General features: G+C 47.1%; 10 protein-coding genes, 2 tRNA genes, 4 rRNA genes and 3 pseudogenes. 5 read left to right on the top strand and 14 right to left on the bottom strand.

Going from position 1 to position 18,773, the window contains the following annotated elements; translation table 11 throughout:
* Window positions 1-17: 17 nt before the first annotated feature.
* The 6 genes from rrf (MPAL_RS08280) to MPAL_RS08305 form a co-directional block, all read right to left on the bottom strand.
* Window positions 18-139 (bottom strand): 5S ribosomal RNA (rrf, locus tag MPAL_RS08280).
* 155 nt (window positions 140-294) lie between these two features.
* Window positions 295-416, bottom strand: a 5S ribosomal RNA gene (gene rrf / locus MPAL_RS08285).
* 6 nt (window positions 417-422) lie between these two features.
* Window positions 423-494 (bottom strand) — tRNA-Cys (locus MPAL_RS08290).
* A gap of 107 nt (window positions 495-601) precedes the next feature.
* Window positions 602-3,525 (bottom strand): 23S ribosomal RNA (locus tag MPAL_RS08295).
* A gap of 111 nt (window positions 3,526-3,636) precedes the next feature.
* Window positions 3,637-3,709, bottom strand: a tRNA-Thr gene (locus MPAL_RS08300).
* 62 nt (window positions 3,710-3,771) lie between these two features.
* Window positions 3,772-5,238: ribosomal RNA gene (locus MPAL_RS08305) — 16S ribosomal RNA — on the bottom strand.
* Together the 16S, 23S and 5S rRNA genes with 2 tRNA genes alongside form the textbook arrangement of a ribosomal RNA operon.
* Before the next feature lie 999 nt (window positions 5,239-6,237).
* Here MPAL_RS08305 and MPAL_RS17565 point away from each other — a divergent pair.
* Window positions 6,238-6,525, top strand: coding sequence for a transposase (locus MPAL_RS17565; protein WP_083767025.1), 288 nt, complete (start codon window positions 6,238-6,240; stop codon window positions 6,523-6,525).
* 698 nt (window positions 6,526-7,223) lie between these two features.
* Window positions 7,224-8,148, top strand: a pseudogene (locus MPAL_RS17680) (IS256 family transposase); the annotation flags it as partial.
* A 61-nt stretch (window positions 8,149-8,209) separates the two neighbouring features.
* On the opposite strand, the gene MPAL_RS08325 reads toward MPAL_RS17680, so the two are convergent.
* Window positions 8,210-8,998 (bottom strand): hypothetical protein, encoded by a 789-nt coding sequence (locus MPAL_RS08325; protein ID WP_052292232.1) that lies wholly within the window; start codon window positions 8,996-8,998, stop codon window positions 8,210-8,212.
* Window positions 8,999-9,467: 469 nt separating this feature from the next.
* Between MPAL_RS08325 and MPAL_RS15170 the strand changes: the two are divergent.
* A pseudogene (locus MPAL_RS15170) lies at window positions 9,468-9,623 on the top strand (transposase); the annotation flags it as partial.
* A gap of 178 nt (window positions 9,624-9,801) precedes the next feature.
* Here the strand turns inward: MPAL_RS15170 and MPAL_RS08330 are convergent.
* The 3 genes from MPAL_RS08330 to MPAL_RS08340 form a co-directional block, all read right to left on the bottom strand.
* A complete protein-coding gene (locus tag MPAL_RS08330; RefSeq protein WP_012618306.1) occupies window positions 9,802-10,020 on the bottom strand; it encodes a helix-turn-helix transcriptional regulator in 219 nt (72 codons plus the stop codon).
* Window positions 10,010-10,456, bottom strand: coding sequence for a DUF2178 domain-containing protein (locus MPAL_RS08335; protein WP_012618307.1), 447 nt, complete (start codon window positions 10,454-10,456; stop codon window positions 10,010-10,012). Before MPAL_RS08335 ends, MPAL_RS08330 begins: the two co-directional genes overlap by 11 nt.
* Before the next feature lie 238 nt (window positions 10,457-10,694).
* The gene (locus MPAL_RS08340; RefSeq protein WP_012618308.1) at window positions 10,695-11,294 is read right to left on the bottom strand and encodes a nitroreductase family protein; all 600 of its coding nucleotides are present in this window, start codon (window positions 11,292-11,294) and stop codon (window positions 10,695-10,697) included.
* Window positions 11,295-11,488: 194 nt separating this feature from the next.
* On the opposite strand from MPAL_RS08340, the gene rbr reads away from it, so the two are divergent.
* The gene (gene rbr, locus MPAL_RS08345; RefSeq protein WP_012618309.1) at window positions 11,489-12,055 is read left to right on the top strand and encodes a rubrerythrin; all 567 of its coding nucleotides are present in this window, start codon (window positions 11,489-11,491) and stop codon (window positions 12,053-12,055) included.
* A 174-nt stretch (window positions 12,056-12,229) separates the two neighbouring features.
* Here the strand turns inward: rbr and MPAL_RS08350 are convergent, their stop codons facing one another.
* The 4 genes and pseudogenes from MPAL_RS08350 to MPAL_RS08365 all read right to left on the bottom strand — a co-directional run bounded on the left by MPAL_RS08350 (window position 12,230) and on the right by MPAL_RS08365 (window position 17,072).
* The gene (locus tag MPAL_RS08350) at window positions 12,230-13,435 is read right to left on the bottom strand and encodes an aminotransferase-like domain-containing protein (protein WP_012618310.1); all 1,206 of its coding nucleotides are present in this window, start codon (window positions 13,433-13,435) and stop codon (window positions 12,230-12,232) included.
* Window positions 13,371-14,381 (bottom strand): annotated as a pseudogene (locus tag MPAL_RS08355) (IS5 family transposase). The gene MPAL_RS08350 and the pseudogene MPAL_RS08355 overlap by 65 nt, the downstream one beginning before the upstream one ends.
* A 451-nt stretch (window positions 14,382-14,832) precedes the next feature.
* The gene (locus MPAL_RS08360) at window positions 14,833-16,128 is read right to left on the bottom strand and encodes an APC family permease (protein WP_012618311.1); all 1,296 of its coding nucleotides are present in this window, start codon (window positions 16,126-16,128) and stop codon (window positions 14,833-14,835) included.
* Between the two features lie 233 nt (window positions 16,129-16,361).
* Entirely contained in the window at window positions 16,362-17,072 is a 711-nt protein-coding gene (locus MPAL_RS08365) for a DNA alkylation repair protein (protein WP_012618312.1), read from the bottom strand.
* Window positions 17,073-18,133: 1,061 nt separating this feature from the next.
* On the opposite strand from MPAL_RS08365, the gene MPAL_RS08375 reads away from it, so the two are divergent.
* Window positions 18,134-18,652: a flavodoxin domain-containing protein gene (locus MPAL_RS08375; RefSeq protein WP_012618313.1), complete on the top strand. Its 519-nt coding sequence runs from the start codon at window positions 18,134-18,136 to the stop codon at window positions 18,650-18,652.
* Window positions 18,653-18,773 lie beyond the last annotated feature (121 nt).

An 18,773-nucleotide genomic window follows, 5' to 3' on the forward strand; every position in this document is an offset into this window, starting at 1 on the left:
AATTTGGTATGAAACGATACTGGCAGCGTTGTATGGTTCCCGAGGACTCGCGTACCTCAGTACAGCATACGACGTAAACCGGCTTAACTACTGGGTTCGGCATGGGTCCAGGTGTATCCCGATTGCTATGGCCGCCAGTATCGAAGATGATGATGATGATGATGATGATGATGATGATCAGTAAGAATATCCATTCGAGAATCAGACGAATAGTGGAATGAACAGAAACGTTGTAACTCTTCACGAATCACAATTACGAAAAACAGCATACTTTTTATCGATGCATAAGAAGGGTAATAGCAGCGTATTATAGTTCCCGAGGACTCGCGTACCTCAGTACAATATAGTACGTGAACTGGCTTAACTTCTGGGTTCGGAATGGGTCCAGGTGTGTCCCAGCTGCTATGGCCGCTATTACCCGAAGCCAAGGTCCGGAATTGAACCGGAGTGTAGCTGATCTGCAATCAGCCGCGTGGCCGCTCCGCCACCTTGGCAGCCGTGTAAAGAAAACCAATACAGTTATCGCTTAGATAAGCAATAAACATAATGGTTTCGTATAATTTAGCACTCCAGATTTCGTCTGGGTTCAACTCAAGTTTGCAAGTACTAGAGTTTGGACGTTAGTGCTTGCGGACTGAACACGTCGTAACCTTCGTGCTTACATCCCAAGTCTATCAAACGGATCTTTTATCCATGTCCTCAACGGAGTCTCTTTTTAGGCTGGGTTTCAAGCTTAGATGCTTTCAGCTTTTATCCCTTATCGCGTAGCCGCTCGGCATTGCCTTGTCAGACAACCGATCAACCAGTGGCGACGAGTGAAAGTTCCTCTCGTACTATTTCATTCTTGCCTTCAGACTCCTGACACTCCTAATAGATAGTAACCGACCTGTCTCACGACGGTCTAAACCCAGCTCACGATCCCCTTTAATAGGCGAACAACCTCACCCTTGGCTGCTGCTGCACAGCCAGGATGGAAAGAACCGACATCGAGGTAGCAAGCCGCCGGGTCGATATGTGCTCTTGCCGGCGACGACTCTGTTATCCCCGGGGTAGCTTTTCTGTAGTCAATAGCCCTCACCAAAAGGACATATTGGTTCGTTAGACCCGAGTTTCCTCTCGCGATCATTTGCTTTTCATGATCGCGTCAGGCCAACTTATGCTCTTGACACTCTCCTGTGAGTTTCTGACTCACATGAGTTGACCTTAGGGCACCCTTGATATTTTTTCGAGGGTGTGGCGCCCCACCCAAACTGCCTACCTATCGATGTCCTCACAAAGGAGTGAGAGTTACAGAGTAACAAGGATGGTGTCTCATTGTTGGCTCCCCGTCCTCCGAAAAGAACGGATATAACACCTCCCATCTACACTGCGCAAGTAACACCGTAACTCAACGACAGGCTGCAGTAAAGCTCCACGGGGTCTTCACTTCCCATTAGGAGTCCCTAGTCTCTGCACTAGGACAAAAAGTTCAACGGATTTGTGTTAGGGACAGTAGAGCTCTCATTAATCCATTCATGCAAGTCGCCAATTAAGCGACAAGGTACTACGCTACCTTAAGAGGGTCATAGTTACCCCCGCCGTTTACAAGTCCTTCGTCCCGTTGAACCGGGTGTTCAGATACTTGCACTGGGCAGGAATCACAGACTATACTAGTCCTTACGGAGTTGCAGTCTGCTATGTTGTTATTAGACAGTTAGAGCTCCCTGGTCACTGCGACCTGCCTGATCTCCAGGCAGGCACCCCTTATTCCGAAGTTACGGGGCCAATTTGCCGAGTTCCCTTAACACAATTAAATCCGACACGCCTTCGCCTCTTCAGCGAGGGGCACCTGTGTCGGTTCTCGGTACGGACATCTAATTCCCTTTTCACGGGCTCCAGGAATTTGCTGGGTTTCCCCATCACGTATTCCTCTGCTTCTCACCATTACGGTACTCCACAGAATTCGACGCTTAGACGGAGCGATAACTCCGCCCAGCATATCCCAAAGCGTCAGGGCTTGCGCTTAAAACTAGATGGTACAGGAATATTAACCTGTTTCCCTGTTGGCGTACTCGAATTACGGTACGTCTTAGGACCGACTAACCCTTGGCTGACGAACATTGCCAAGGAAACCTAGCCCCTGCGGCGGTTGGGATTCTCACCCAACTATGCTTCTACTATTGCCAGAATTCTCATTTCTACACGGTCCATTGGAACTTACGCCCCAACTTCCACCCATGCAGAACGCCTCTCTACTGGATCACCTTGCGGTGCCCCGAGGTCTCTGTAGTAGGTTTTAGCCCCGTCCATTTTCAGTGCCCTAAACCTTGACTGGTAAGCTGTTACGCACTTTTTAAAGGGTAGCTGCTTCTGAGCTCACCTCCCAGTTGTCTTTGGCCTAGGACCGCTTTCAGTGTTGACACTTAACCTACATTGAGGGACATTAACCTCGGTCTGGGTTGTCTCCCTTACGGACTACAAGCTTACCCCGTAGCCCGGACTTCCAGCCTTCTACGATGATAGGGAGTTTGGAGTTTGACAGGGGGGTGAGCAGTTTCCCGCCCAGCTCCCCCAATCAGTGCTCTACCTCACTATCGATCTCCAGCCAGGTCATGCTGCGACATGTTTCGAGAGGAACCAGCGGATGCCTAGTTCGATTAATCTTTCACTCCTATACACAGGTCACGGGAATGATTTGCATATCAAAACCCCATTCGGTCCTCCACGCAACTTTCGTCACGCTTCAACCTGCCCACGCATAGATCACTAGGCTTCGGGTCTTATCCTGCTGACTCCGCGCACTTTTAATACGCCGTCTCACACCCGAAGGCTACAGACTTGTTGGTTTCCCTTCGGCTCCCCTTTCGGGTTAACCTTCGCCAACAGAATAAACTCTCTGGCCCGTTCTTCAAAACGTACGTTATAACATTGGCAACCATACCCGTACTACCGCCTCGCGACGGGTTCCTTCGCATGGAAGATCCTTTAACGCTATAACCCGCTATCACCTATCAATTTCAGGCACTTTTAACCACCTTTCTGGGGTTACTTTTCAGCCTTCGCTCACGCTACTAATACGCTATCGGTTTCGAGGAGTATTTAGTTTTGGAAGTTAGTGACTCCCAGATTCCCGCGAGAATTCCGACCCACGGTACTCAAGACTTCACTTAGTTTGTGCCGGTTTACGTGTACGGGACTATCACCCTCTATGGTACGACGTTCCAGACGACTTTCACTTAACAGACACAAGCATAACAGTGAGCTTACAACACCACATCTCCCTTGCGGGATTCAGTTTGAACTCTGTCGTGTTCGATCGCCTCTACTAACGACATCTCGATTGATTTCTTCTCCTGCCCCTACTAAGATGTTTCAATTCGGGGCGTTTCCAATCCTTACGGATCGACACAAAAGTGTCAGGATGTCCCATTAGGGTATCTTCGGATCGTTGGCTCCGTGCGCCTCCCCGAAGCTTATCGCAGCTTGGCACGCCCTTCATCGGCTCTCGAACCGAGCCATCCACTGATAGGCTTAATTCTAGTACTCTTTGATGTTGAACCCATTTAACGTCCAGAGTGCTAAACCATTACACGGCATCGTCAGGTCATTAACCTTCAGCCCTTCCCTGATGATTCACATCTCCAGGTGCATCGAAAGTGGACTCAATAGGATTTGAACCTATGGCCTCCACCCCACAAGGGTGGCGCTCTTCCAACTGAGCTATGAGCCCTCTGCTTTAATTGACACTGGCTATTTTGTGTTCTGTTCAGCAACTGCCATCCCAAATTCATTAGGAGGTGATCCAGCCGCAGATTCCCCTACGGCTACCTTGTTACGACTTAACCCCTCTTGCGGAACCTAGATTCGACTACGGCGAAAACCGCAGCCTCATCAAGACCCCACTCGAGTGGTTTGACGGGCGGTGTGTGCAAGGAGCAGGGACATATTCACCGCGCCATTTTGAGACGCGATTACTACAGATTCCAGCTTCATGCGGGCGAGTTGCAACCCGCAATCCGAACTACGGACAGGTTTAAGAGATTGCCTTCACCTTTCGGTGTCGATACCCATTGTCCTGCCCATTGTAGCCCGCGTGTAGCCCGGATAATTCGGGGCATGCTGACCTACCGTTGCCCATTCCTTCCTCCTCTTTAGCAGAGGCGGTCCCAACAGTGTCCTCATCATCCCGAAGGACATGCTAGCAACTGTTGGCGTGGGTCTCGCTCGTTGCCTGACTTAACAGGATGCTTCACAGTACGAACTGACGACGGCCATGCACCTCCTCTCAGCTAGTCAAGCAAAGTCTTCAGCCTGGCTATCATCCCGCTGTCTTATCCGGTGAGGTTTCCGGCGTTGAGTCCGATTAAACCGCAGGCTCCACCTGTTGTGGTGCTCCCCCGCCAATTCCTTTAAGTTTCAGCCTTGCGACCGTACTTCCCAGGCGGCACGTTTCACGGTTTCCCTTCGGCACCTCGGTGACTCGTGGTCACCGATACACCTAACGCGCATCGTTTACGGCTGGGACTACCCGGGTATCTAATCCGGTTTGCTCCCCCAGCTTTCGTCCCTCACTGTCGGAGCCGTTCTGGTGAGACGCCTACGCCACAGGTGGTCCCCCAAGGATTACAGGATTTCACTCCTACCCCTGGAGTACCTCTCACCTCTCCCGGTCCCTAGATTGCCAGTATCCCTTAAACGCCTGTCGGTTAAGCCGACAGATTTCCCAAGAGACTTAACAACCAAGCTACGGACGCTTTAAGCCCAGTAATAGTGGCCACCACTCGAGCCGCCGGTATTACCGCGGCGGCTGGCACCGGTCTTGCCCGGCCCTTTCTTCACCTGTTTTTTAAGCAGATGGACAGCCCGCGTTTACGGGCACTCGGAGTTCCCTTATCACGGTTTCCCGCATTGTAAAGTTTTCGCGCCTGCTGCGCCCCGTAGGGCCTGGATTCGTGTCTCAGAATCCATCTCCGGGCTCTTGCTCCCACAACCCGTACCGATCAATGGCTTGTTGGGCCGTTACCCCAACAACTACCTAATCGGCCGCAGACCCATCCTAAGGCGATGAATCTTTTATCTATAGGACATTCCAGTCTCCATAGACTATGGGGTATTATCCCCAGTTTCCCGGGGTTATCCCCCACCTTAGGGTAGGTTATCCACGTGTTACTGAGCAGTATGCCGAGGTCTTGCACCTCTCGACTCGCATGGCTTAATCGAACTCCGATAGCAGTGGCCTCTGGCAGGATCAACCAGAATTAAGTTGAAATACACACTATACTATCTGAAATTTTATGGAATTGGCAGTTACTAAACAAAATTCCACATTGCCAGTATCAATGTCAGAACCGATCCCGAAACACGCCGGGGAACTCGATTCTCCATCACAGAGGGTAATATTCTATGGTATTACCGTAAACTATCTGCACTCTCATGCAGACGGTTGCTCGCGGTCGTTGTTTGTTACAACGCGAGATACTTATGTTGAACGCTGAGGCATATATACCTTAGTATCAATCGATTCATTGAAGCAAACGATACATGCGCTCTTCACAATCACTCGCATTCCATTACAACGCGAGATACTTATGTTGAACGCTCGGACATATATACTTTACTTCAAATCCCGATTCGTCGAATCGGAGTCTGAAGACGTCCTTCACAATCACTCGTGTCGACTTCGCAACGCGAGATACTTATGTTGCATGTTGATACTTATATAAGTTATTCTGAATTCCAAGGATCTGAACCGGAATTGCAGGAATTGGCCAGCATCATCTATCTTGAGGTATTTCTTACGCGCGATGATATCCTGATTCACACTCAATGATTCCTAAAGGTGAATTGATTTTTATCACCTACATTTCTTGAGATATGTCATATCTATGAGAACTCTCTACGACCATGTGATTGACCTTCCAGTATGCCTTTTGGATTTTTAACGCTAATAAAATAGAATGATATGACCAGATCTTTGCTTTGATTCAGCACCACGGTTACGATCTCTCACAGCTCGATCTCTCCTGTTGTTCGATCGATACAACCACGATCCCCGGAAAAAAAGGGGATTGTTAGGGTTTGATGGACATCATCGAATTCAAGGCAGCAAAATGAGTGTTCTGGTCGAACGACACTGCAGACCGCTTGCATGCATCATCGTTCCAGCGAACGTACATTATGTGATGACATATCTCATCCGACGTTGATAGCGTTCAGAATTCAAAGGTTGATTGGAAGCCGATCACATGACCAAAGGAGATCCTCGCAGATGCAGCGTACGATTCCATAGCCATCAGACCAACCAATCGTAGACGCGGAATTAAGACGATGATTCCAGTCAATCGGAGAAATCGCAGGCGATCAAAAGGAGGGAGAGCGTATCGATTTGATCCAGAAATTTATCGCTACCGAGGAGCGGTTGAACGGTTCTTTAACTGGATAAAGGCATTCAGAAAGATCTCACCCAGATATAAACGACTCGAAGAATCATTTCGAGAGCCGGTCATCATCGCCTGTGTACTAATACTTTGGAGAGTTTTAGGATGAGATCCAGATAAAAAACTACCAATCAATTAGATCCATGAATTCTAGATTCTCCTAAAGAAAACAGGTAAACCAATATCAATTATTGAACTAATAAACCCAAATAGGATTTTGGAACAGATCATAAGGAGAGATTCCACAAGATGTGGATCAATGATATCTATCACGAGTTTCTCATGCAGAGAATGCGATAATTCTCACTCTCCACATAACTCAGTTTTAACCAATGTTTTATGCTTAACAATCTGATGAATTGTATAGGAAAGTTCAGCAAATTGGGCATCGGAGTTCCCACCCCCTGAACATAATAATCATCACTGCCATCCAATTTGGTTATCAGCGTGATCATAACACTCTCCTCTCTGCCCATACCCGTGAAAAGAATTAAGGAGATACTATCACTCATTCTGATATTTCGTAGTAATTCGATCCCAAAAATTCAGGTCATCCAACAATCAGTGGTAGCATGCCAAAAGTGATGTAAAAGTAAAAAGGCCCTGTATCCAACCTAGAATTAGAGAAAGGTGAAACAGTGCCAAGATACCATTATCGTTTATTGAAGATTATCTTTCCGACAAAGACGAAAGGATGCGCAGTCTCATCACCTGGTTTAATATGAAAATCGGGAACTCGCCGGTTCCCCCTGAAATTTTCATCTAGAATGCTTGTGGCCTTTGGCATTGTGTCTGTTTTTGAACTAGGTGATGCAGATCGAAGCCCATCAACAAGTGGGTGCCAATCCCTATGAACGAACCTCAAACAAGAAACTGCCATCGAAACGGTTCTCGATCCCGATCCCTTACGACTAGGTATGGGGATGTTACTCTCACAAAACCTCAGTTTCGGGAGAAACCCTTCGAGACTCAGATCTTCGGGTGATACGCCCGGGTCGAGAAGGCACTGGTGAACTCTATCGCCGAATCGTATTTACAGGGACGATAGTCGAGAATATCTATGATTTTCGCTGGGTTTCAACCAGGAAAGTTCAGGAGATCGTCGCGCATCTGGTATGGAACAACTCTCTCCATCCTCGGTTTCACGAATCTCACACGATCTCGACGATCAGGTGAAGGCTTTTCTCAATCGGCTGATTGAACAACCGATTCCTTACCTTTACGTCGATGCATCGTATTTTAGGTTTGAGATGGGCCCAGATATGTCTCCAAGGCACTTCTGGCGACAGCCGGAGTTCGGGAGGATGGATATCGAGAGATTCTGGGAGCCCAAATTGCGGGGTTTGAGAATACATCCTTCTGGTCAGGGCTCTTCGATGAGATGAAAGAACGAGGATTGAAAGGCGTACAACTGGTCATCTCTGATGGTCATCAGGGAATCCAGACGGCAATTTCTACGGCATTTCTAGGAGCATCATGGCAAATGTGTGAGGTGCATACAACCAGAACTGTTTTGAGGAATATCCCGAAAAAAGATCAGCGGGAGGTTGCTGAACAACTCAGGGAAGTATATGGATCCGAACTGAAACTTGAGGAAGTTGCCGATTCACTGAATTTACAAGGATACCGGAGAGCTGCCAATATCATCGAGTAATTCCTTCCAGGACTCCTGAACTACACGGCATTCCCCAAACAGCACCACCACAAAAGGATTCAAACAATGAATGTTATCAGTACTTAGCTAATTTTGCTCCGTGTCTTTTTCATTCATCAGCGTTCCAAGTCTCCTTCAGTTATACTGGGTTTCTGAGGGCAGGAATTTTTATCACGACCTTTAAAATTACTCGTACGGCCTCCCAGACAAATAACTTGAACTGATCAAATCTGAACGCGCCTATCTCAATAGTTCTTGGACCTTGTTTCACGGGTGAGAATCGTGTCCAAAGCACCGCCATCCAGAGATTTTTAAGCAGAAACGAGATAATAGCAAAGAGATATCGGATCACCGGATTTCGGGTTGATGTCCTGAGTTTGACCAGGTTACGCATCCGGTACGACGACTCGATCGCAAACCTGGATCGGTAGGTCTTATGAATCCGCTGGGGATCCCAGGATATACCATGTACCACATATCCAAGGTTCTCGACCCCATGTTTCCCTCGTTTTCCTTTAGCATACTTCACGTTTATTGTAATCTTCAGATGAAGCGAGGGTTTTCCACGCATAATATAATCTCCAAACCGTGATTTTGTTCCGTTCAGGAGTTTTTTCATTGCTCGACTGTGTTTTCTGACCGGGACGATGAATGGGATCTGAACGGTTGTCAGGAAGTCGATTACCTTTCGTGCGTAGAATTCCCGATCCAGACAGAGTGCCTGGATCCTCAGACCCGCTGTTGTGATTGCATCCAGACAGCGGGCGATATATGCGACCTTGGATGTACCCTGTGTCACAGGGTAGACCGCCAGGGTTATCTGGCGGTCCTGGGTGATCGCATAGATCGTAACGTAGAAATAGAACTTGTTCGTTGATTTCTTGAGCCGACTTCGAATGACATATCCCTCTTTTTCTGATGAAACCATCCCATAATACGGGTCATTGGTGTAATCAATGGCGAACGTGTATGCCTTTCCTGGTATCAGGACCGATGAGATTACATGAGTCAGAATCGTGGCATTCGCAGATTAGAGATAATCCATCCGGAGTTTGGAAAGATGATACCGAAGTGAGGTTTCACACGGACTCTTCTCCAGAAGCGAACTGATCGAATGGATTGACTGTCGCTCCACGGCCGTCCCAACGAGTGTACGATAGATAGTTCTTTGGGTCAGGGATCCATGAATCGGAATATTCACATGACCGCTTAGAGCGGCTACAGCCAGATCACAACTTTCTTTCGGACGAACGTAAGAAACATCAGTGCAGGGTCTGCTCCCGGTTTGTAGGACCATAGGGGGTAGCCTGCAAAGTATAAAGATCTTCCTATTTTATCGATAAATTAATGATCAACTGCATATTTGAACGCTTTACAAAATTAGCGAACTACTGGTTATGGAAAGGATCAACAAGGAATTTAAAAGGAGAAACAGAATTGTGGGTGCGTTCCCCAACGATGATTCACTCCTCAAGCTTGCAGGAGCGATCCTCATGGACATCAACAAAGAATGGGTGATTGGCAGGAAGTATTTGACAATGGAGGAGAGATGATCTTTCGCAGATATAGGGTTTGTTGAAATTACAGCACATATGGCACGTACCCAATCAGAGATGATATCATCACAGATTGGGGATGCCAGTCGACAGAGAACATCCTTATAAGGAAAAGAGACGATCGTCTGAATCATGAAAGGCCATAAGTTGATAAGAGATGTCAGAGTAAAGAGAATTAATGAGCCAAATTTATTGAGTTCTCCTCCTCATAAATGAACATATCTTCTATATTCACCCCAAAATATCGTGCAATTTTAAAGGCAAGATCGAGAGATGGAACATATTTTCCCTTTTCAATAGCAAGAATAGTCTGACGATTGACCCCAATAGCCACCCCAAGGTTTTCCTGCGTGAGATCGTTCATCGCCCGAAAAACCTTGATCTTATTCTTCATCAGTCTCCCAACCCCCATATTTCCGGGCATAGTATAACCTGAACCCGACATACAGAAAGATCATCAGAACGAGAAGCCAGAGTTGGAGATATCCAAGCATCCTGGGTGAAAATGGAATCAAGGCAGGTGGGGGAACGGAATGCGGAGCAAACGATGGAACATGAAATAAATCCATAATCCCACCGATCGAAACTGCACCGAAAACAACCCAGAACACCTGCATTGTCCGCCCCATTGCCTGCTCTGCAATTTTTATATCTCTTTCATCCTCAGTGAAATCAGTACACTTCACCTTCACATAATAGACAATGGCCACTGCCACAATGAATGATAACTCCATGAGCAGAGCCGTATTGTGCTCCACCGAGTACCAGAAGATGCCGACCAGGGCTATGGCGATAATCCCAAGTAAAAGATAGAATCCATTCTTCCTCATGGTGTACCTATGTATAGTATATTATACATTTTGTCGTATAAATATACCTAATGTGTCTTCCTAAATTTTTAACTGAAACCCTCCTCCGCTGCCAACCTATTGTGTTGTTGTACCATTCTGTCGACAGAGCACCGTTGAAAAGACTATAACGGTCACCACCATTGATACCCATGGATCAGAAAGCGGATTCTCCTCTGTTTCCACAAGAAAAAATGAAATTTCGTGTGTCGCTCCCTATTCAGAACAGGATCTCTTCTTTTGAAAATCTTACCTTTGGCATCGCCTTGTCAGCTGCATATCCAACCGGACAGAGCATGACCGGAACCAGTGGTGCCGGAATGTTCAGAATCCGTGAAAATTCAGCAGGATTAAAACCCCCCATTGGACATGAATCAAAACCAAGTGATTTAGCACCGTTTACTGCATTCCCCAGGGCAAGATAGGTCTGTGCCTGTGACCAGGCCAGTTGTTGCTCCCTGGTCATCGCACCAGCAGACTGAGACGCCATCCCTACGATCATCGTCTGTACCTCCTCCGGGATGTTGTTGTCTTTCAGCAGTTTCTCAAGTTTTTTTATCAGACCCGAATAATCCGGATCCGCGCAGAAAACAAGCAGGTGAGAACAGGTAGTGATCTGTTCCTGGTTGAAAGCCGCCGGTTTCAACAGTTCCTTGATGTTCTGATCAGTGATGATCCTGATCCTCCAGGGTTGAAGATTTAGTGCTGAAGGGGCGAACCGAATCAATTCCACCAAGTCGTCGATCTTCTCATCTGGGATCTTCTTACCGTCAAATTTTTTGGTTGCATAGCGCTCCAATACGATATCCTTGAATTGCATTCGTTTCCTCACCAGTGATTAGATACTGGTCGTGAGATTAATAATTTGCGTCAGATCAAACAGTCTGCTCTCTGTCAACGCCACAACTCAGCACGGGCACATCGCTGATAAACAAATGATCTGACAAAACTTAACAATAATAATGAATCAAGTAAGGATCTGACAGATTTTATCCAAATAACAGGAGAAATTAAATGAAAGGTTCACAGACAGAAAAAAATTTACTTGCAGCATTTGCAGGTGAATCCCAGGCTAGAATGAGATATACCTTTTTTTCGAGCATCGCAGCCAAAGAAGGTTACGAACAGATCGCAGCAATATTCCTCGAAACTGCGGAGAACGAAAAAGAACATGCAAAGATATTCTTCAAGCTGCTTGAAGGAGGAACTGCGGAGATCACCGCCGGATATCCAGCAGGCGTGCTCAGGTCGACAGCGGAAAATCTCTTGGCAGCAGCGGATGGTGAGAAGATGGAATGGACTACCCTCTATCCCAACTTTGGTGATGTTGCAGAGCAGGAGGGCTTCATTGAAGCTGCAGCAACCTTCAGAAAAATCGCAACAGTGGAGTCGTCCCATGAGCGGCGTTACAGAAAACTGTTTACAAATATTGAACAACATGCCGTCTTTAAAAAAGATGTCCCAACCAGTTGGAAATGCAGGAATTGTGGTTATGTTCTGAATGCAGGAGATGCTCCCGAAAAATGCCCAGTCTGTGATCACCCCCAGAAATATTTTGAGGTCTGGTGCGAGAACTACTGAAATTTAGGGGAAGATATCCAATATTTTTGGTCAGTTCGGGTACCTATAGATCTCCCAACTCGATCATCCAAGCATCTCCACTTGGACGACTTGAACCTTCTGTCTATCTGAGATAAAAATAGGGTTCAATCCATCATTAGGTCAACCAAAAAAAATCCTGCGTATTAATAATTATCAGTTATTTTCAGCGATCCTGCCGGTTTGCATATACTGATGAAGCACACTTCCGAGCCTAGCAATCCCTTCCCAGATCCGCTCATCACTGGCATTTGAAAAGTTCAAACGCATAGTGGACTCCCCGCCTCCGTCGGTATAGAAAGGAACACCAGGTAGGATGGCAACATTCTCTGCCAATGCTCTGTTGAAGAGTTCAGTTGAGGAGAATCCATCCGGCAATGTAGCCCAGAGGAACATCCCCCCGTCAGGACTCGTACACGTGACTTCTTTGGGAAAATGCTCATTTATAGCCGCAAGCATACAATCCCGCTGGTGCGCATAAGCATCGGTGATCGCTCTGATATGCTCGTCAATAGAGTAATCAGCCAGGAACCGAGATATAATCCGCTGACTCAAGATGTTTGAATGGAGATCGGTTCCCTGCTTGGCGGTGACGATCTGTTCCATAATCTCATACGGGGCACAGACCCAACCCATCCGCATCCCCGGAGCGATGATCTTTGAGAACGAACCGGTCATCACGGTTTTATCAGGCAGGAAGGACCGCATCGCAGGCATCTGATCCCCGCAAAACCTGAGTTCACCATATGCATCATCCTCAACCAGGATTGTCTCTGATCGCTGTATTATTTTGGCGACTCTGCACCTATTCTCAAGAGACCAGGTGATTCCCGAAGGGTTCTGCGAGTTAGGGACTCCATAGAAGATACGTGGATTCCCCTCAGAAAGAACAGAGTTGAGGACAGTCGGATCAGGACCCTCTGAAGTAAGTGGAACATTCATGAACTCTGGCTCATAGAGCGAAAAGGCCTGGATTGCCCCAAGATAGCCAGGTCGTTCGATTGCAACCCGGGAACCCGGGTCAATGAAGACCTTTCCGATAAGATCCAGACATTGCTGTGAACCGTTAGTGATCAGGATCTCATCAGGGGATACATCCATACCAAGCCGAATTTTGTACCGTTCAGCGATCCATTCGCGCAGAGGAAGATATCCTTCAGTGGTGGCATATTGAAGAGCAGCCGATCCCTCACCCGTGATAACCGCCCTTGCAGACTCAGCCAGCCTCTCAACAGGGAACAAAGCCGGATTTGGGAGTCCCCCAGCAAATGAAATGACCTCGGGACGTTCTGTCACTTTAAGGATCTCCCTGATGAATGACCGGGGGGTCTTTCCCATTCTGGAGGCGAAAGTGTACTGCATAGAAATTCAAATACACATCGGTTCTGTTTCTATTTACGGTTCCCGGGCTCTGTTGAAATGCTTCAACTATGATGACAATCACGACTGATTGAATCACCTTCGTGAGGTTATGGAGGATCATTTTGACCATGATCTCCTTGACCTGGTACCAATATTTTCGTGCCTTGAGGTCCTCTCCGAATCTTCTTTTGATGACTGAAAACGCTGTTTCAACTTTGTTCCTCTCGCGATATCGTTCTGAATCAAAGTTGTTATTCATCTCTTGTCTGTATTTCCCCGAATAGATCTTTCCTTTCCAGGTTCTGACAGGTATCACCGAATCAGCACCCATCTCTTCCCTGATCTGTCGATGAAGTTCCTCGGAATCGTACCCTTTATCCATCACATAACACCCGGTTTTTCTGGTCTTCTGGCACTGCCTGAGAAGTGGTTCAGTGTGTTTAATGTCGTGAACTGGTTTCAGCGAGATTTTGGAGAAGAGAATCACCTGCTTGCGTGTATCTACTGCAATCGACGTTTTCACAATGTTTTTTCGCATTTTTCCCGTACGCCAGGAGTAATAATGACTGGCGTACGAACTGGTGAATCCCGTAGAATCGATGGCAGTTGTTGGAACAATTTCACCCCAGGAATAAAACAATTTGAGAGTTTTATTCAGGAATATCGAGAATATTGCAGAAGGAGTTCGAGCCATGAACTTATGGATGGTCGAGTAGTGGGGAACCTGGTTCAACTAGAGGATGTCTTTGATCCGACCCATCAGACTGATGAGTTCAACCACATCCCGATAGTCAGTACCAAGGGCTTCACGAAAGAGAAGAATAGCCATGAGCTGATGCTGAGTATACGTTCTCTTGGAATATTTGCAGGAATAAAGAGGGAAATGGGAGGATCGTAGTACTGAACAGATGTATCTGATAAGTTTGATATACCAGTTCGTTGACATTATCTCTGCTCCTTGTTGTTGGTTTTGCCATTGACTCAAGGAGCAACGATTCTTATTAGATATTTGCCTTATTGTGGGATCATAGTACTAGAGGATTTCAACAGAGCTGGTTCCCGAAGGATCAGAAGATCTGTTCAAAAACGTGCTCGATCCTGATCCCCTGAATCAAAAACCATTTCCTGTTCCTTCAAGGGGATATCGACGGGGAGACACTATCAAAATCCCATCTTCTGGTAACAAATTTCAGAAGCACCTGAAGTACTGACCCTTTACAATATAGTTACATCTACAATAATCTCTTACAAAGGGATCCGGATATACCTTACCTTCTGCTTCAGTTCAACCATCAACCCAATTATTAGAATATATTCATCCAATCGTGCCGATAACACGATCTCCCTGTTTGAAAAAATTTCACGAGAGTGTCTACTCTAAGATTCGAAGAAACAGATCAGGGATACCCAGACCCAGGTTCTTCACATCCCCTTTCATCAGTTCTTCTTCGGTACATCATGAACCCTCCCCAGACAAGGGTGATGATGACAGGATAAATGACCGTCCATCCAACAAAGAGAAAAACCACCGCTGTCATTACAAGCGAGATCACACTGAACTGCACCCCAAACTTCCGGTCTTTCAGCAGTACCACCCCGGCAGCACACCCACCCAGATAGGTCAGAATGAATGTGGCATTGGGGAGCTGGATCAAGGTCGACAGGGAGAGTGCTCCGCTGCTGAAGATCCAGAGCATGATGGTGAAACAGATGCCCAGGAACCAGAGTCCCCCAATAGGAGTATGGAACCGATCCGACAGACAGGAGAGGAACTTCGGTGCATATCCGGTGATTGAGAGTGAGTATGCGAGCCTGCAGGCCGCTCCAATATAGGCTATTACGGGTGCGATACAGATGAACAGGGCAGCAAGGCCAGCGAAGACCACACCGTACTGACCAAACGAGACTTTGATCAGCTGGATCAACGATATATCTGATATGCCTGGACCGTAACTGTGGGTTCCAATAACAACAAACGCCGTCCCGATGTACAGGATCCCAATCACCAGTGCTGCGATGATTGTCCCTTTCACAACATCACGTTCAGGGTTTTCAAACTCTTCGGATATGTGAGATACCGCCTCCCATCCAAGAAATGACCAGAATATCAAGGTTCCAGCATGTCCGACACTCTCCCATCCATATGGCATAAAGGGGGAGAAGTCATTCAGATCGACAGTGAAAACACTGCCGGCGAACGCACATACCAGAATGACGATGGTGGTCATAACGACTGCCATCTGAATCTGACTGGTCATCTTCATCCCAATATAATTGGTCAGGATCGCTGTAAGCAGGATAAATACAGCGAGGACGAGCCGGCTTGAGCCTCCAAGCCCCACTGCAGCACAGGCATACCCGGCACCGACCAGAGCAATCACCGGTGCGCCGACCACGACGGAGAGGAGAAAGAACCAGCCAATCAGCGACCCGGCATCCGGATTGAACGCTTTAGAGACGAAGTGGGAGACCCCACCCGAGTTGGGGTATTTGATCGATAAAAGTCCCATTGTCAGTGCCATGGGAATGACAAGGATGCTCATCAATATCCATGCAAGTAATGATGCCGGCCCTGCAGATTCTGCGACCACCCCTGGTAGCATCAGAATGCCAGATCCCAAGACTGCTCCGATATAGAGAGCGATGAGCTGCGGTAATCCAAGGCTGGCTGGAAAAATATTTGAATGCTTCACATTTCGCTCCGAAGTGATCCGGACTTTTCTCCGGAACGATCCTCGCCCACAAGACTCTCATTTCAGAAATAAGAGAGAAACCTGATGGATGGAGATTCTTCTATATATTTCATCCCCTCCCGATATATAGAGGATCACTGATTCAAAGATTCAAGTAAAGGGGATGAGAGATAAATTGATGAGTGGTGTGATTTCAAAGCAGAAAACCACGCTGCCAAGGCTCCGTCAACAATTCATCCGCGCTTCATCGCTTCTTTTCTTCGTTTCAGGGGCATCAGTTCGATGGCGTACCGAAGCGCTGTTCGCGGCATCGTGCTTCTGTTCTTTAGCACATAGAGATAGACCTCGTCCTGATGATGACGACTCGCCTCCTTGAGTAACCACCCATATCCTTTCTGCACCAGATCCTCCCGATCAGTCAGTAAACGATCAGCGATCTCAAAGATGTCGTCAAGGAATTCCCCCTGTTTTGCCGGGAGGATCAATGACACGGCTGCTGCCCTCTTCAGCCATCGATTATCAGACTGAGTCCATTTTTTTAACTTTTCAATGCACTCAGGATACATCATAATAAATGTGCCGAGGGTATGGTTACAGAACCCATCGCACTTTGCCCAGTTGTTGATATATTTTTCGATCCAGACCTGAAATACGGCGAGATCAGTAATCTCGTATCTATCAGCCAGGTTTGGAACCCAATTGGAGACGATAAAAGCCTCTTCAGTGTAATCAGAGCGGTAGAGTTCATCACAGAGGTTGAATATCTCCTGCTTATTCTGGGATTTTATTTCACTCCAGTATCTTTTTGCAATTTTGCCAACAGTCGGGGTCTTGACCCCATAATAACGAACCTCCTCTTTGAAGAATCGTTGAAAGTTCTTTTGTGTTGTGGGATCACAGCTATTCTTCAGGTCTGTTCTGATCCTCTCAAGAACTGTTTCCATAGATCTCAATGGGATTATTCAGGGTAAAACCTTACAGATCCAAAACTTATCAATCTAAGACCTGCCTGAGACCAAAGGGGATACGACCTGCAGAGATAAACTCGAGGGAATCTCATCAGGATAGAGAAGATAATAAGTATCCCATAACTATCAGGAGGAGAAACTCTATGCAGAAATAATACTATAACAGAGACGGAGGGTATCTCAAAATGGTTCACGGTTCTCTTCATAGATATCCTTCTTGCGGCTATTGATGGAGGAGTTGATGGAGGAGTTCCCCCCATCACCAGTACTCTACCACCACAAAATCCAGCTCCAAGTGTGATGATTGATATTGGTCCAATCATCCCCAGTCCTAGTGATAGAGCTAACAGCCTCAGTTAGGATCTGGAAACCTCCCGGTTTGCTGACTACGGACTCGCCCTCGCCAAGGTCGAGGAGCAAAACAAGGGGGCAAATGAGATCCACCTGGACGTACAGGGCGATATGCCCACACAATGCTATCACTGGCGTCGAATTATTTTACCCAAACCAGAAGACCTGCAGGCCGGCATCGAAGATCTCCATCCGATTTCAGACCGCACCTGACAGGATCCCCAGAAAGAAGTATCCACCGACTGACCTTCGTCCGGAATCAGATAGGGATCGCACCAGTTGCGAACACTAGTGGAGAGAGCGCCGCGAACTCATTCAACCAACCCCCAACCCCCTCTGAAAGGTCAAGACCACCACGATTCTTTGAAGCAGGTCTCTCTTAGGTACGAAAATGTCAATCCCTGCGACCAGAAGGGTTCCCTGCCGAGGTGACAAATGTGGCAGCAACCGAGCTTGCATCCAGAAATCCATTGATAAAGGTGAAAGCGAACGTAAGCAGCACAGTGATGATAGTTAGGACAGACCTTCTGATGAACTGACTGGAACGAGATAGGATACTGCCAGAAAAAAAAGATTCGATCCAGATGCCATGGGAATTGAAGAGAACTTATCCGAACCCGGAATAATCCTCGGAAACATTTCAGTTAAGTATTTAGGTGTCCTGTTCAAGTACAGACGTAAGAATCATGTCTGGTCGAATACTTATCGCATATATATCGCGGAAAGGCTCGACAGCCGAGATCGCCCGGGCTGTCGGAAAGGAGCTTGAGGCAGCAGGATACGCCGTTGATGTCGCTGATATGAAGACAGTCACCTCCCTCACCGGCTATGATGCCGTTATAATCGGAGCCCCCCTGTACATGGGACGAATGGTCCGAGATGTCGGAAAATTTGTTGGACATCATCGGGAACAGTTGGTAGCATTACCAGTAGCAGCATTCGCCGTTGGGATAGCCCCCGTCTCAAAAGAAGCCGGATCGGTTGAATATGGAATGAAGAAACTTCATAGTTCTCTAACACCCCTGAAGCCAGTGGCCACGACCCTCTTTGCCGGCAGGCTGGACCCGACACAGATGTCGTTCATCTCGAGAAAGATGATGGAGATGGCGAAGATTCCATCAGGGGACTTTCGGGATTGGAATGCAATAGCGTCCTGGGCACAAACACTCCCCGGGTTGTTAAGGGTTGGAAGTATCACCGGTTGAGGGGGATGATACTCTCTTTTTTTCAAAACCCTGCCCTTTTAAAACCAAACCCATTTTTCATAGTTTAAGGATCAATTCTCTTTTGGGTGAGTAGCTGAACAATAATATAACTACTCCCCAA

The sequence above is a fragment of the Methanosphaerula palustris E1-9c genome (genome assembly GCF_000021965.1).
GTDB lineage: Archaea > Halobacteriota > Methanomicrobia > Methanomicrobiales > Methanospirillaceae > Methanosphaerula > Methanosphaerula palustris.